Origin of the sequence: Peptoniphilus phoceensis (genome assembly GCF_001517665.2) — a bacterium.
GTDB lineage: Bacteria > Bacillota > Clostridia > Tissierellales > Peptoniphilaceae > Peptoniphilus_A > Peptoniphilus_A timonensis.
This window is the reverse complement of record NZ_LN999809.1, coordinates 117,551-131,092: the sequence shown is the minus strand read 5'-3', so window position 1 is coordinate 131,092 and position 13,542 is coordinate 117,551. Positions and strand designations below refer to the sequence as shown.

Sequence of the window (13,542 nt, the reverse complement as noted above, 5' to 3'; positions counted from 1 at the left end):
CTATCACCTCTTATTCAAATATTTTGTTGACAATTTATAGTCTAACTTAAAGGACAAGATGCAAATTATTAATGAACCTATAATAAAGGCAGGTCTGTAATTAATTAAAACGTCATAATTTGTCATGTAGGTTAAGCCAAAAATTAAACCCAAACCTACAATCATTAAGCCGTATAATAATGCCACTAATCCCTTTTTGTATTTTGTAAAAATAAGGTGACTTAGGCTAAAGGCGAAAAAGTCCAAGGCTATTAGTAGGTTGACATACATATTTAACATAAGCCTGTCTTCGTCACCACTAGTAATTAGCCCTATTAAAAATACAATTGTAGTAAGAATAAATATTATTAGATTTTTTATTATCTTGGCAAGAGAGTAATCTTCCAAAGAGCTTGGCATTGTCATAAACTTTTGAAAATCTTTGAAGTTATCTCCAAAGAGCACTTGTGTCCTCAAGGTAAAGATCATAATAAATGCCCATTGCATAAAAAATTGCTCAGAATTTTTCCCTGTAATTACAAAACTTAAAAGAAGAATTGCCCCAATAAAAAACACAAATGGAAGGGCAAGCTTTTTTACAACTTTAAAGTCATTATATAAAACTGCTTTCATACTATCTCATCCTCCTTTAAAAGTTTTGATGAGAATTTATAATCCATAAAAACTGAAATTACTGGTAAGACTATGGAAAGAATTATAAAAATTATTTTGTAATTCAAAAGATACTTTGTGTATCTAAGCAATGGCATCCCCACTAATAAAACAGATAATGTATAAATTATAAAAATATAAGATTTTTTATATTTTGAAAAAAATATATGGAAAATGCTCATTAAGCTAAAATCAATTGCTAAAAAATAAAATATATATCTCTTTATAATTTCCATTGTAATGTTTTCTTTAAAAATTACTACAGAAATAAAAAATGCTATTGATGTTATTATATAGACCATTATATTTCTTAAGATTTTCCCAAGTGAATAGTCATTAATAGAAACTGGCATTGTTAGGAACTTACCCATATCATTATACTTATCTCCAAAGATAATTTGACCTCTTAATGTATAAGAAACAATGCCAACGCAGTAGATAATAAGTCTGTTGTCTCCTCCCCTATTATTCATAAAAATTAAGAGTATTAATGCCAATCCTAGTATTGATGCTAAAAAATAATACTTAAATATTTTCCACTCATTTATTAATACTGCTTTCATTGTCCACCTCTTGATAAAAATATCATGATGTCCTCCACATTTGCCCTATCCACAACTTCATTTGGATAAAATTCTTTGAAAACCCCAATATTTTTTACGAGAGCTTCAGTTGAGTATTTGTTTTTTCTTGTCTTTAAGATAAAATCTCCATATTTTTCTAAGTTTTCTTCTGATGTCTTTAAAATTCCATATTTTTCTATTAGAGAGTCCTTTTCGTCGTACAAAATAACTTTACCATCGTGGATATAAACAATGTAATCGGCAATTTTTTCTATGTCGGACAAGATGTGTGATGAAAATAAAATTGTCCCTTCCCCATCTCTCATATAGTCAAAGAGAAAGCCTATGATTTCATCACGAATAACAGGGTCAAGACCTGAAGTTGGCTCATCAAAGATCAAGAGATCTGGATTGTGACAAATTGCAGAGATAATTTTTAACTTCATCAAATTTCCTGTAGAGAGTTCATTTAATTTTTTGTCCCTTGGCATTTTAAATTTATCCGCGCAGTCATAAAACATTTCTTCATCAAAGTTTCTGTAAGCAACTTTTAAAATATCAACAACATCTTTTATCTTAAAAGTATCGTTGAAGAAGGAGTCAGTTATCACTGCCCCAATTTTTTCAAAAGATTCCTTGTGGATATCTTCTCCAAAAACTTTTATGTCGCCATCATATTTGTATAAATCCAAAATACATTTTAAGAGAGTTGTCTTTCCTGCACCATTCTCGCCAATTAGTCCAATGACTGCACCCTCAGGAATTTCTAAATTTTCTATATTAATTTCAAAGTCCTTAAATTCTTTTCTCAAATTTTTTATTTCTATCACTTTCATAAGTCACCCACTTCATCTAATGTCTTTAAAATTTCTTGCAATTCTTCAATTTCAATGCCACTAGCCTTGGCAACAGTAATTGCGTCAGTAAAATGCTTTTCTATTTTTGCCAGGGCATTTTCTCTTACAACTTCTTCATTTAATTTTTTTACAAAGGAACCCTTTCCTGGCATTGAATAAATATATCCCTCTTGTTCCAAGTCATTGTAGGCACGTTTTGTTGTAATGACAGAGACCTTTAGGTCGCTGGCAAGAGTCCTCATGCCAGGAAGTCCTTCATCTGCCTCTAGGTCCCCTGCAACGATCTGAGCCTTGATTTGATTTTTTATCTGCTCATAAATTGGAAGACCAGAATCATTGGAAATAATAATTTTCATATCACACCACCTTTAAGTGTATATAGTTTTTTTATTTTAAAAAATGCTTATATTTGATACTTTAAATGCTTTTATAAAGAGCACAAAATAATTAAGACTCCTTAATTTTCTCATATACAGATTTTTGCCAAAGTTCTTCATCCTTTATATACTTTGAAAATATGAAAATTCCAAATAATATAATTGAGCTCAAGACTGTAAACAAGGAATCTTTAAATTCATAATGTTGCCCAGAAAAAATATCATTAGAAATATCTGTAACCAATAATAAGGCAAGATTATTATTTAAAAAGTGAATCATAACTGGAGCCCAAATTGATTTTGTCCTATTATATGCATAGGTTAAAAATATTCCCAAAAATGTGCAAAATACAAGTTGTACAAGTACTGAATAAATCTGTGATGTCAAAACTCCATCTGAATAATAAAATAAATTAAGAGGTAAGTGCCATATTCCCCAAATAAAACCTGTTAGTAGAATAGATTTCTTTACACCATAAATTTCTTTTAGCCTTGGTGCTAAATATGCCCTCCAACCATATTCTTCTCCAATGAATGGCATAATATTTAAAAATGAGAAAATAATAATGGAAATAAAAATTTTTAATTTATTAAGATTAAAAACTTTTATAAATTCTCTTGTTTCTCCTCCCAAAACGTACAAAATAAATAATCTTAAAAAATATATAAAAATAAAAATTAAACACATGAGAATTGTCATCTTTTTATTTGGATTGTCTAGAGATAATTTCTTTTTAAGGTCCTTATCCATAGTTGAAATAGCTATGATCATTGCAATAGCAGACATTAAAATTATCGTATCTGAAAAATTATCAAAGTTGGGATAAAAAATATTTAATATAGCAAACAAAAACACAACAATACTTGTAAAGATATAAATTTTAAATGGAAAAACTTTTAAAATGCTTTTGTCTTCTTTGTATAACAAGGCTACTACAGCTAAAAATGGAATAAACATTTGAAATAAGGGATAAATACTTATGCTTATGTCGTGTAATTTGCAGTAATAAATAGCAAATCCCATTAAGTAGGGAATTATAAATGATATGCCAATAAAAATTTTTAAATCTCTTTTCATAAATTTCTTTAACTCCTTAATTTATTTTTAAGTGTATATACTTTATATTTACACTATAGCCCCAACAAATATTTTTGTCAAGATTTTTATAAAAATAAAACAAGCTAAAACTTAAAAGATTAGTAAATGATTTTCTAACAAGTTAAAAATTTTTAAGTTTACTATTGTTCAATATTCAGTTGATTATTGTTTTTAATAGTGATATATTTACTTTATAAAATATTTATAAGTATCACAATTCTTTAGTTTTTAATTCAGTTTTATTTTAAGAGGTAGAGATGAAAAAAATAAATTTATTGCTTGAAAAATTTATTTTAAAACACTATAAAAAAATTGATGTAAATGACGACATTTATTTTTACTTATTTAATATGTGCAAAATGGCTGTGCTATTTTTTATATTAGGAATTCTTTTATTTATTTTTTACAAATTATCTGGGATTGAAAGAATATTTGGTATCCCTTTGTATAGTCTTTCTAAAGAATTAATGTCGTGTCTTTTACTTGGTCTTATTTTTTCTCTAATTATTTATCTTTTCAAAAAATAAGAATTTCTATAAAACTATATATTAAATAAAAAAAGTGTCCTTAAACTATAAGAGTCTAGGGACACTTCTTTTTTTATCTTTTAATTTTTATTTATTTTTTCTTAAATCTTACTTTCTTTTGGATTTCTCCAGCTACTAGTGGGATAAGAGCTGATCCAAGTACAACGCCAATTTCTCTTGGTCCTAAGTCCATTAGTCCAAAGGCATCGTTTAATACTGGAACATAAATTACCACAAGCATTAATAGGAATGAAAATGCTGTTGCCATTACTAATTTTTTGTTTGTGAAAGCTCCAATTTCAAATACAGTCTTGTCAATTGATCTTGATGAGTAAGCTCTTAAAAGTTCACAAATAATTAGTGTTGAAAATGCCATTGTTCTTGCGTGATTTATTCCAGATTCAAGTCCATACCACTTTAGTCCAACTAGATATGCAAGAAGTGTTGCAACTGTTATGGCAATTGATTGAATTGCAACTGTGATTTTTATTTCAGTATCTAGGATTGGCTCATCTGGATCACGAGGTGCTTCATCCATTATGTCAGCTTCTCCTCTTTCAACTCCAAGCGCCAAAGCTGGGAAGGAGTCAGTTACAAGGTTAAGCCATAGTAATTGAATTGGAATTAGTGGCACTGGTAGGTCCATTAAAATTGAAATTAAAACTATTAGGACTTCTCCAAGGTTACATGAAAGAAGGTAAGCTACAAATTTTTTGATATTTGAATAAATAATTCTCCCTTCTTCAACTGCGTTTACAATTGTGGCAAAGTTGTCGTCAGTCAAAATTACTTCTGCAGTATTTTTTGCAACATCTGTACCAGTTATACCCATGGCAATACCAATGTCTGCTCTTTTTATTGCTGGAGCATCATTTACACCGTCACCAGTCATGGCAGTAATGTGACCATTTTGTTTTAGCGCCGTTACTATTTGAACTTTGTTTTCTGGGGAAACTCTAGTGAAGACAGATTTTTCTTTTACAATTTGTCTTAGTTCTTCTTCAGACATTTCATTTAATTCTCTACCCATTATTGCTTCATCATCAGACTTTGCAATACCAAGGTCTTTTGCAATAGCAAGTCCTGTTTCAAGATAGTCACCAGTAATCATTATTGGTCTTATACCAGCACTTCTACATTCTTTTATTGCTTTTTTAACTTCTGGTCTTGAAGGGTCAATCATACCAGTAAGTCCAACGAAAACCATGTCTTTTTCAATATTTTCAGATGTGATTTCACTTGGCATATCACTGTGTTTTCTGTAAGCATAGCCAAGACATCTAAGTGCAGATCTTGCAAATTCACTATTCTTATCTAAAACTTCATTTTTTAATTTATCATCAAGTTCTACTTCTTTTCCATCAATTAATATTTTGTTACATCTGTCAAGGACAACATCTGGTGCTCCCTTTGTAAAGGATGCAATATTATCAAAAATCTTATCGTGGAAAGTTGTCATCATCTTTCTTCCAGAATCAAAAGGAATTTCTTCTATTCTGTCAAAGTTACTGTAAAGTTCTTTTAGTCCATTTCCTGCTTTTTCTGCAAATGTAAGAAGGGCTCCTTCTGTTGGGTCGCCAATAATTGAAGCCTCATCTCCTGAGACTTTTAATTTTGCATCATTAGTTAGGGCTGCTATAGATGATAGAATCTTTAAGTTTTCATCATCTTCAATAGTAACTTTTTCTTCTTTTTTAGTTACATCACCTTCAGGTGAATAACCAGTTCCAGAAACATCATAAACTTGTCCATCTGTAAATACTTTTACAACAGTCATTTCATTTTGAGTAAGTGTACCAGTTTTATCTGAACAAATTACTGTTGTTGTTCCAAGAGTTTCTACTGCCAAAAGTTTTTTTACAATGGCATTTTTTTCTGCCATCTTGCCCATTCCAATGGAAAGTACAATTGTTACAATAGCAGGAAGTCCTTCTGGAACTGCTGCTACAGCTAGAGAAATTGCTGTCATAAACATTTCTAGTGGGTCATTTTTATATAAAACTCCTACTCCAAGAACCACTGCACAAATAACAATAACTAAAATTCCAAGAGTCTTAGAAAGTTTTGCAAGTTTTCTTTGTAGTGGTGTTTGTTCATCTCCCACAGTAGCAATTGAAGTTGCAATCTTTCCAATTTCTGTTTCATGACCAGTTTCTACAACAAGACCCATTCCTCTACCATAAGTTATAATAGTTGAAGAATAAGCCAAGTTTTCTCTATCTCCAATTTCCATCTTGCCATCGTAAACTTTTGAGAAGTTTTTTTCTACTGGAACTGATTCTCCAGTTAGAGATGATTCGTCAATTTTTAAGTTAGATGAATCAATAAGTCTTAAATCTGCTGGCACAATGTCGCCTGTTTCAAGAATTACAATATCTCCTGGCACAAGAGTATTGGAATCAACTTCTATGTGATCACCATCTCTTATTACCTTTGCCTTTGGTGATGACATTTTTTGTAAGGCTTCTATAGCTTCTTCAGCTTTTCCTTCTTGATAAATTGAAAGAAAAGCATTAACAATTACAATTGCAATAATAATTCCAGCATCCAGTGCTTCTCCAACGAAAGCAGATACAATGGCTGCTATCATAAGAATAATTATCATTGGATCAAGAATTTGTTCCTTTAATTTTTCTCCAAAGGATTTTTTCTTTTCTGCAGCAAGTGCATTTTCCCCATATTTTTCTAGCCTTTTTGTAGCTTCTTCCTTACTCAAGCCGCTTTCTTTACTTGTTGAAAGATTCTTTAAGGCTTCATCTGGGGACTGATTATACCAATTTTTGTCCATTTTTCCTCCTTATAAATACATAAAATAAATACATAAAAAAGAGACCGATTGTTACATCGGTCTCACATACTTAATAATAAGCTTTCCAGCCGGGCTTTGCCGTAATGACGACTGAAAATTTAAAAGTTACTCCCCTAAGTGAATAAATTATATCAAATTATTTTACCTAAAACAATCTATAATTTTTTTTGAAAATATATTTAATTATTATTTTTTTGGAACTAACTTGTCCTTGCCACCCATGTACATTTGTAGTGGTTCAGGAATTTTAATTGTGCCATCTTCTTGTAGTAAGTTTTCTAAAAAGGCAATCAACATTCTTGGTGGCGCAACTACAGTGTTATTTAATGTATGTGCTAGATATGTGCCATCTTTGCCACGAAGTTTAATATTAAGTCTTCTTGCTTGTGCATCTCCAAGATTTGAACATGATCCAACTTCAAAATATTTATTTTGTCTTGGAGAAAAGGCTTCGACATCAAGAGATTTTACCTTTAAATCTGCCAAATCTCCAGAGCAACATTCAAGAGTCCTTACAGGAATTTCTAGTGAACGGAAAAAGTCCACTGTATTTTGCCACAATTTTACAAACCAATCTTTTGAATCTTCTGGTTTACAAATTACAACCATTTCTTGCTTTTCAAATTGGTGGATTCTGTAAACCCCTCTTTCTTCAATTCCGTGAGCTCCAACTTCTTTTCTAAAACATGGAGAATAAGAAGTAAGTGCTAGTGGCATTTCTTCTTCTGGACTTATAGTATTTATATATTTACCAATCATTGAGTGTTCAGAAGTTCCTATTAGATAAAGATCTTCACCTTCGATTTTATACATCATGTCTTCCATTTCTGCAAAACTCATTACACCAGTAACTACATTTGATCTAATCATAAATGGTGGAATGTGATATTCAAAACCACGATCAATCATAAAATCTCTGGCATAAGATAAAATTGCTGAGTGAAGTCTTGCAATATCTCCCTTTAGATAATAAAAACCTGCACCAGATGTATTTCTAGCAGAATCTAAATCAATTCCATTAAACTTTTCCATAATATCAACGTGATATGGGATTTCGTAATCTGGTATAACTGGTTCTCCAAATCTTTCGATTTCTACATTTTCGCTATCATCTTTTCCTATTGGAACAGAGTCGTCGATCATTTGTGGTATAACTTGCATTCTCTTTTTAAGTTCTTCAGCAAGTTCTTTTTCAGAAGTTTCTAGTCTTGTTATCTCTTCATTTATTTCAGCAACTTTTTTCTTTGCTTCTTCTGCCTTATCTTTTTCGCCCTTTTGCATAAAGCCGCCAATTTGTTTTGAAGTTTGATTTTTTTCTGCACGAAGATTATCGCCCTTAGTCTTAGCATCTCTAAGTTCTTCGTCAATCTTTATAACTTCGTCAACTAGTAGAAGCTTGTCTTCTTGGAATTTCTTTTTAATATTTTCCTTAACTGCTTCTGGGTTTTCTCTTACAAATTTAATGTCTAACATATATCCTCCCTTAAATTAAAAAAAGCCTCTTCATCCCTAAAGGGACGAGAGACCCGCGTTGCCACCCTAATTAACCTAATGGTTCACTTAAAAAATCATAGACTATGAGTCGGATTCATTTTATTAGTTTACAGATTTTCACCAGCCATCTGCTCTCTTAAAAACTTTTTAAAATTACTATTCTCAATTATCGCCTTTTTTAGTTTTTTTTATTATAACATAAGTAAAAATAAGTTCAAGCTTTTTGGATAATAAACTATTTGATGAGAATTTATAAAATATGTATAATATATTTGAGGACATATACCCATTTGGGCACAGGCATAAGGTGGCCGCCCTTCCAAAAGGAGGGTGTGGTGCTATGAGTATATTTGAGACTTTGTCTTTGATGATTGCTTTTGGCACACTTATAGCCCTTATCGTTAAAAAAGATAAGTAAGATATGAAAAAGCCACCTGTATCACTACTACAGATGGCTTAATTAAAATTTAGTCATTGAGGGTGACCATCTACATGGTGTCCTCTTCATCTATATTATAACACAAGATTTTTATTTTTAAACCCTACAATGGTTCTTATTTTTTTAAGAATTGCTGATAATAAACTATTTGATGAGAATTTATAAAACATGTATAATATGTTTGAGGACATATACCCATTTGGGCACAGGCATAAGGTGGTCGCCCAATTTAATTATTGGGAGGTGCAACATGAGTGATTATGAATTGATATCCATAGTGATAAAAATCCTAACACTTATCGTTGGCATCCTAACACTTTGTAAAAATAAGTAGTTAGTAAAAAACCACCTGTATCGTCACTACAGGTGGTTTCATAAATCATACTGCAGGGCAACCGTCGCTTGTGCCCCAATGGGTATTAACGGTGTCCTCTTTATCTATATTATAACACAAGATTTTTATTTTTAAACCCTGCTAGGGTTTTATTTTTTTAGATACTTTATAAGGGCAAGGATTGCCAAGATTATGAGTATAAAAATTCCAATATAAATTCCAAAACCTAAAATTAAAGCAATAAGTGATTTAGAAGTAAAGGCCATAAAATCTCCTCCTTTATACTTTATTACATTATAACAAGAACAACTTAATTATACAAAATTTATTGACCCCACTTAGATTTTCTTTTTGTTATAATACAAAAGAGGTGATGAAATGAGAGAGTTTTTACTTTCACAAGGCGTTTCAAAGGATCTACTTGATGGAGTAGATGAATTTATAGAAAAACACGATTTAAATAAGGATTTTGAATATAGAATTCCAAATATAAAATATAAATATTACGGCAAAAAAACTTGGGAGAAGGCAATCGCAGCAATTTTATCTGGTGACAACATCCTCCTCTCAGGACCGAAAGCTACTGGGAAAAATGTCTTAGCAGAAAACTTGACATATCTCTTTAAAAGACCGCTTTGGACAATTTCTCTTAATATTGCATCAGATCCATCTAGCTTAATTGGTTCCGATACTTTTAAAAATAATGAAGTAACTCTAAAAAAAGGACCTGTTTATGAAGCTGCCGAAGAAGGTGGCTTTGCAGTTTTTGACGAAATAAATATGGCAAAAAATGAAGCCTTATCTGTTGTCCACTCCACTCTTGATTATAGAAGAGTTCTTGATATCTCTGGTTACGATAGGCTTAATCTAAACGATGCTACAAGATTTATTGCAACTATGAATTACGGTTACATTGGCACTCGTGACCTTAACGAAGCCTTAGTTTCTAGATTTTTGGTAATCGATATGCCAACTATTTCTGAATCTGACTTAGAAAAATTATTTAAAGAAAATACAAATTTAAATAATAATTCCATAAAACTTTTTACCAGATTATTTTTAGACCTTCAAGAAAAATCACTAAATTCAGAAATTTCTTCCAAAGCAATTGATCTTCGTGGACTACTCTCTAGTATTGAACTCATGAATCGTGGACTTGGAATAAGAGAATCCTTGGATCTTGGCATAGTAGATAAAACTTTTGATTCCTACGAAAAAGAAATTGTCAGCGATGTAATTGACACACTTTTTGTGAAAAATATTGAAAGAGCTGATCTTTTTGAAGGATGAAAATAGGCTGAAAAATATTTTTTGGACCTTATCTGATTTTTATGACTTTGATATTTCTAAGTTTTCTTTAAATTCAGAAGATCCCTACGAGGCAGCAATCCTTGGATACTCTACAAAATATCTTGATTTTTATATTCTCGATGACTTTTTTAAAAAGTATGTGAATACTTTAAACAACAAAAAGGATTTGTGGGAAATTTCAAAATTAGTTTTAGAAAATATTTTTTCTCATGAAATGATCTTGGAAAGACCAGGGACTCTTGATTTTAAAAAGGACCACGATGAAGAAATCCTAAAAAATCTAAGAAGAAGAAAAATCATAATGACAACAGAACTTAAAATTGGCTACATCAGAAAAGAAAGAGGAGAATTTCCAAAAGTTCAGAGGATTTTGGAAGAGATGCTTAAAGAAATTTGTGACTTTAAAGAAAAAGATACTTTTCTCTATCTTGATTTTTTAAGAGGGCTCTTCAAAAAATATTTTCACATTAATAAAGATCTTCCAAAGGATACAGAAAAATCTTATGAAGAATTTAAAAAAGAAGCTAAATCAAACTCATTTTCTAAAAAGAATATTCCCTACAAAAGAAATAATATCTTAGACAACAGTTTTTTAGAAAGATATAACATTGAATCTGCAGAATTTACTTTTTTTAACGATGATTTTCGAGATATCAACGTAAAAGAAGACAGCTTAGTCAATAATTTTTCTGACAAAAATATTTATAAATCTTTAGTAAAACGCTATGGACTTGAAAAAGTAAAGAGAAATACTGCTGATAAAATTGTTAAGGAAATTTCAACAGGAATCCATAGTGACATAAAATTTTTCTTTCCATCTGGAGAGTTTGAAAATAAATCTTCCTATTATGCAAGTGAGGAAAGAAATAATTATTCTGACAACTTAAATTTTTATGAAAAAAATAAACTTCAAAATTCTCGTGCCATAAGAGAGTTAGCTGGAGTTATTAAAAATTCTTTATTAAAGGAATCTGAAGATGAAATAGTAAAATCAACTTCTGGAAAAATTATTCCATCAGAAATTTGGAAGACAAGAGAATTAAATGAAGATAGGATTTTTAAAAAAATAAATAAGAAGGATTCCAACGAAATATTTGTAGATATTCTTCTAGACTCTTCTGCTTCACAAAATGAGAGAAAAGAAATTTTGGCAACAGAAACTTATATTATTGCAGAGGCTCTCACATCTTTAAATATAAAAACTAGAATTTTTTCCTACAACAATTTTTATAATTACACTGTTATAAAAAAATATAGGGACTACAATGACCCTAGAGTAAAAAATAAAGACATCTTCAAATACTCCCCTTCGGGATCAAATAGAGATGGACACGCAATTAAATTTATGCGACACTTGATTTCCAAAAATCACGACTCAAGAAGATTTTTAATTATTTTGACTGATGGTCTTCCCTTTGACGAAATCGACATTGGAATAGTCGGTGCATCAAAAACTCCTGGGGAAAATTATAAGGACGAAGAAGCTGTCATGGACACATCAAAGGAAGTCCTTTTGACAAGATTAAAGAGAATAAATACTTTTGGTGTTTTTACTGGAGAAGAATCTGAAAGCACAAATATTAAAAAAATTTACGGAAGTGACTATGCTTATATAAGTGACCTTGCAAGATTTCACAAACTTGTTGGTATATTTTTAAAAACTTATGCAAATAAAATAGAGTAGGACCTATTGAACCTACTCTTTTTTTAATGCCTTTGTTATATTAAATCCTGCTTTTACTAGGGCTACTGAATAAATTATTCTTAAAATCAAATCGCCACTTTTTTGACCTCGTGAAAGTAATGTTGAAGCTATGGCAAAAACAAGGACATTTAATATAATTATTAAAACTTTTTTCATTCTTTCACCTTATTATAAAATCACGATTACTTACTTATTTAAAAAATGCTTACAAGCTTTCTCCATTCTTTTTAGACCTTCGACAATATCGTCATAAGAAGATGCATAAGAAAATCTAATAAAGCCTTCCCCTGCACTTCCAAAAACAGTTCCTGGAACTACTGCCACACATTCTTCGTCAAGAAGGTAATTACAAAATTCTTCTGAAGAAACTCCCACATCTTTAATATTTATAAAAGCATAGAAAGCTCCATCTGGATTATTTAGGCTAAGTCCATCAATGGAATTTACTTTTTCTACAATATAGTCACGTCTTTTCTTGTATTCTCTCACCATTTCATCTGTGCCTTCCTTCCCCTCTTTTAGTGCAGTTATACCTGCGTATTGAACAAAAGAAGTTGCACAAGAAGTATTGTGTTGGTGAATAATATTTAAAACTCTAATAAATTCTTCCGGAGCAGCAATATATGCAAGGCGAAATCCTGTCATAGAATAAGTTTTTGAGAATCCATTTATAGTTATAGTTCTCTCTTTCATTCCATCAAGAGATGCCATAGAAATATGTTTCTTATTTCCATAAACAATTTTTTCATAAATTTCATCTGAAATTACTAAAATATCTTTTTTCTTTGCAAAATCAGCAAGCTTTTCCAAAGTTTCTTGAGAAAACATAGAACCTATTGGATTTGATGGAGTGATAATTACAATAGCCTTAGTTTTTTCTGTAACAAGCTCTTCTAATTCATCAAAGTCAATTTGAAAATCATTTTCTTCAGCAAGACTATATCTCACTGGTTTTGCTCCCATAATGTGAGCTGCGTTGACATAGTTTGGCCAACAAGGGTTTGGAAGAAGAATTTCGTCGCCTTCTTCTAAAATAAGTGAATAAGAATCAAAAATTGATTCAGTTGCACCAGCTGTTATCAAGACTTCCTTTGCAGTATAGTCTAAATTATTTTCTTCTCTAAGTTTTTCAGCTACAGCTTCTCTTAGAGGCATTATGCCGTAATTTGATGTATAAAAAACATCGCCATTTTCAATACTTTTTATTGTGGCATCTTTTATTACTTTTGGAGTGTCAAAATCAGGTCTACCCACTTCAAAATGGTAGATTCTCTTGCCATCTCTTTCCATTTCAATTGTCTTTTCATTTATCTTTCTAATACCAGACGGTGCCACCTTGTTAAACTTACTACAAATAAAATCTCTCATGATTTCCT

Annotated in this window: 12 protein-coding genes and 1 other annotated feature; of the genes, 3 read left to right on the top strand and 9 right to left on the bottom strand. The window is 30.7% G+C overall.

The features are described from left to right. Positions 1-3: 3 nt before the first annotated feature. The 7 genes from BN3657_RS04865 to serS all read right to left on the bottom strand — a co-directional run bounded on the left by BN3657_RS04865 (position 4) and on the right by serS (position 8,356). A complete protein-coding gene (locus BN3657_RS04865) occupies positions 4-612 on the bottom strand; it encodes an ABC-2 transporter permease (RefSeq protein WP_074017844.1) in 609 nt (202 codons plus the stop codon). Then, on the bottom strand, positions 609-1,214 hold the full coding sequence (locus BN3657_RS04860) for a hypothetical protein (RefSeq protein WP_062551995.1): 606 nt from the start codon (positions 1,212-1,214) through the stop codon (positions 609-611). The genes BN3657_RS04865 and BN3657_RS04860 overlap by 4 nt, the downstream gene beginning before the upstream one ends. Beyond that, the gene (locus BN3657_RS04855; RefSeq protein ID WP_062551994.1) at positions 1,211-2,050 is read right to left on the bottom strand and encodes an ABC transporter ATP-binding protein; all 840 of its coding nucleotides are present in this window, start codon (positions 2,048-2,050) and stop codon (positions 1,211-1,213) included. The genes BN3657_RS04860 and BN3657_RS04855 overlap by 4 nt, the downstream gene beginning before the upstream one ends. After that, positions 2,047-2,427 (bottom strand): GntR family transcriptional regulator, encoded by a 381-nt coding sequence (locus BN3657_RS04850; protein ID WP_062551993.1) that lies wholly within the window; start codon positions 2,425-2,427, stop codon positions 2,047-2,049. The genes BN3657_RS04855 and BN3657_RS04850 overlap by 4 nt, the downstream gene beginning before the upstream one ends. 91 nt (positions 2,428-2,518) lie before the next feature. Next, the gene (locus BN3657_RS04845; RefSeq protein ID WP_062551992.1) at positions 2,519-3,526 is read right to left on the bottom strand and encodes a CPBP family intramembrane glutamic endopeptidase; all 1,008 of its coding nucleotides are present in this window, start codon (positions 3,524-3,526) and stop codon (positions 2,519-2,521) included. A 639-nt stretch (positions 3,527-4,165) separates the two neighbouring features. After that, the gene (locus BN3657_RS04835) at positions 4,166-6,862 is read right to left on the bottom strand and encodes a cation-translocating P-type ATPase (RefSeq protein WP_062551990.1); all 2,697 of its coding nucleotides are present in this window, start codon (positions 6,860-6,862) and stop codon (positions 4,166-4,168) included. A 207-nt stretch (positions 6,863-7,069) separates the two neighbouring features. Further along, positions 7,070-8,356 carry a serine--tRNA ligase gene (gene serS, locus BN3657_RS04830; RefSeq protein WP_062551989.1) on the bottom strand — a complete coding sequence of 429 codons (1,287 nt, stop codon included), beginning with the start codon at positions 8,354-8,356 and terminating at the stop codon, positions 7,070-7,072. 37 nt (positions 8,357-8,393) lie between these two features. After that, positions 8,394-8,556, bottom strand: a binding site (T-box leader). 80 nt (positions 8,557-8,636) lie between these two features. On the opposite strand from serS, the gene BN3657_RS08725 reads away from it, so the two are divergent. The 3 genes from BN3657_RS08725 (at position 8,637) to BN3657_RS04820 (ending at position 12,145) form a co-directional block, all read left to right on the top strand. Beyond that, positions 8,637-8,795, top strand: a complete 159-nt coding sequence (locus tag BN3657_RS08725; protein WP_222859622.1) for a putative holin-like toxin — start codon at positions 8,637-8,639, stop codon at positions 8,793-8,795. A 733-nt stretch (positions 8,796-9,528) separates the two neighbouring features. Then, the gene (locus tag BN3657_RS04825; RefSeq protein WP_062551988.1) at positions 9,529-10,440 is read left to right on the top strand and encodes an AAA family ATPase; all 912 of its coding nucleotides are present in this window, start codon (positions 9,529-9,531) and stop codon (positions 10,438-10,440) included. Then, the gene (locus BN3657_RS04820; RefSeq protein WP_062551987.1) at positions 10,430-12,145 is read left to right on the top strand and encodes a vWA domain-containing protein; all 1,716 of its coding nucleotides are present in this window, start codon (positions 10,430-10,432) and stop codon (positions 12,143-12,145) included. Before BN3657_RS04825 ends, BN3657_RS04820 begins: the two co-directional genes overlap by 11 nt. A 12-nt stretch (positions 12,146-12,157) precedes the next feature. On the opposite strand, the gene BN3657_RS08560 is transcribed toward BN3657_RS04820, so the two are convergent. Next, positions 12,158-12,322 (bottom strand): hypothetical protein, encoded by a 165-nt coding sequence (locus BN3657_RS08560; protein ID WP_187363621.1) that lies wholly within the window; start codon positions 12,320-12,322, stop codon positions 12,158-12,160. Between the two features lie 30 nt (positions 12,323-12,352). After that, positions 12,353-13,534: a pyridoxal phosphate-dependent aminotransferase gene (locus BN3657_RS04815; RefSeq protein WP_062551986.1), complete on the bottom strand. Its 1,182-nt coding sequence runs from the start codon at positions 13,532-13,534 to the stop codon at positions 12,353-12,355. Positions 13,535-13,542: the final 8 nt, after the last annotated feature.

Excerpts from the sequence above, each read along its gene's own strand:
- BN3657_RS04865 (WP_074017844.1), bottom strand. The coding sequence starts at position 612 with ATGAAAGCAGTTTTATATAATGACTTTAAAGTTGTAAAAAAGCTTGCC.
- BN3657_RS04860 (WP_062551995.1), bottom strand. The coding sequence starts at position 1,214 with ATGAAAGCAGTATTAATAAATGAGTGGAAAATATTTAAGTATTATTTT.
- BN3657_RS04855 (WP_062551994.1), bottom strand. The coding sequence starts at position 2,050 with ATGAAAGTGATAGAAATAAAAAATTTGAGAAAAGAATTTAAGGACTTT.
- BN3657_RS04850 (WP_062551993.1), bottom strand. The coding sequence starts at position 2,427 with ATGAAAATTATTATTTCCAATGATTCTGGTCTTCCAATTTATGAGCAG.
- BN3657_RS04845 (WP_062551992.1), bottom strand. The coding sequence starts at position 3,526 with ATGAAAAGAGATTTAAAAATTTTTATTGGCATATCATTTATAATTCCC.
- BN3657_RS04835 (WP_062551990.1), bottom strand. The coding sequence starts at position 6,862 with ATGGACAAAAATTGGTATAATCAGTCCCCAGATGAAGCCTTAAAGAAT.
- serS (WP_062551989.1), bottom strand. The coding sequence starts at position 8,356 with ATGTTAGACATTAAATTTGTAAGAGAAAACCCAGAAGCAGTTAAGGAA.
- BN3657_RS08725 (WP_222859622.1), top strand. The coding sequence starts at position 8,637 with ATGTATAATATATTTGAGGACATATACCCATTTGGGCACAGGCATAAG.
- BN3657_RS04825 (WP_062551988.1), top strand. The coding sequence starts at position 9,529 with ATGAGAGAGTTTTTACTTTCACAAGGCGTTTCAAAGGATCTACTTGAT.
- BN3657_RS08560 (WP_187363621.1), bottom strand. The coding sequence starts at position 12,322 with ATGAAAAAAGTTTTAATAATTATATTAAATGTCCTTGTTTTTGCCATA.
- BN3657_RS04815 (WP_062551986.1), bottom strand. The coding sequence starts at position 13,534 with ATGAGAGATTTTATTTGTAGTAAGTTTAACAAGGTGGCACCGTCTGGT.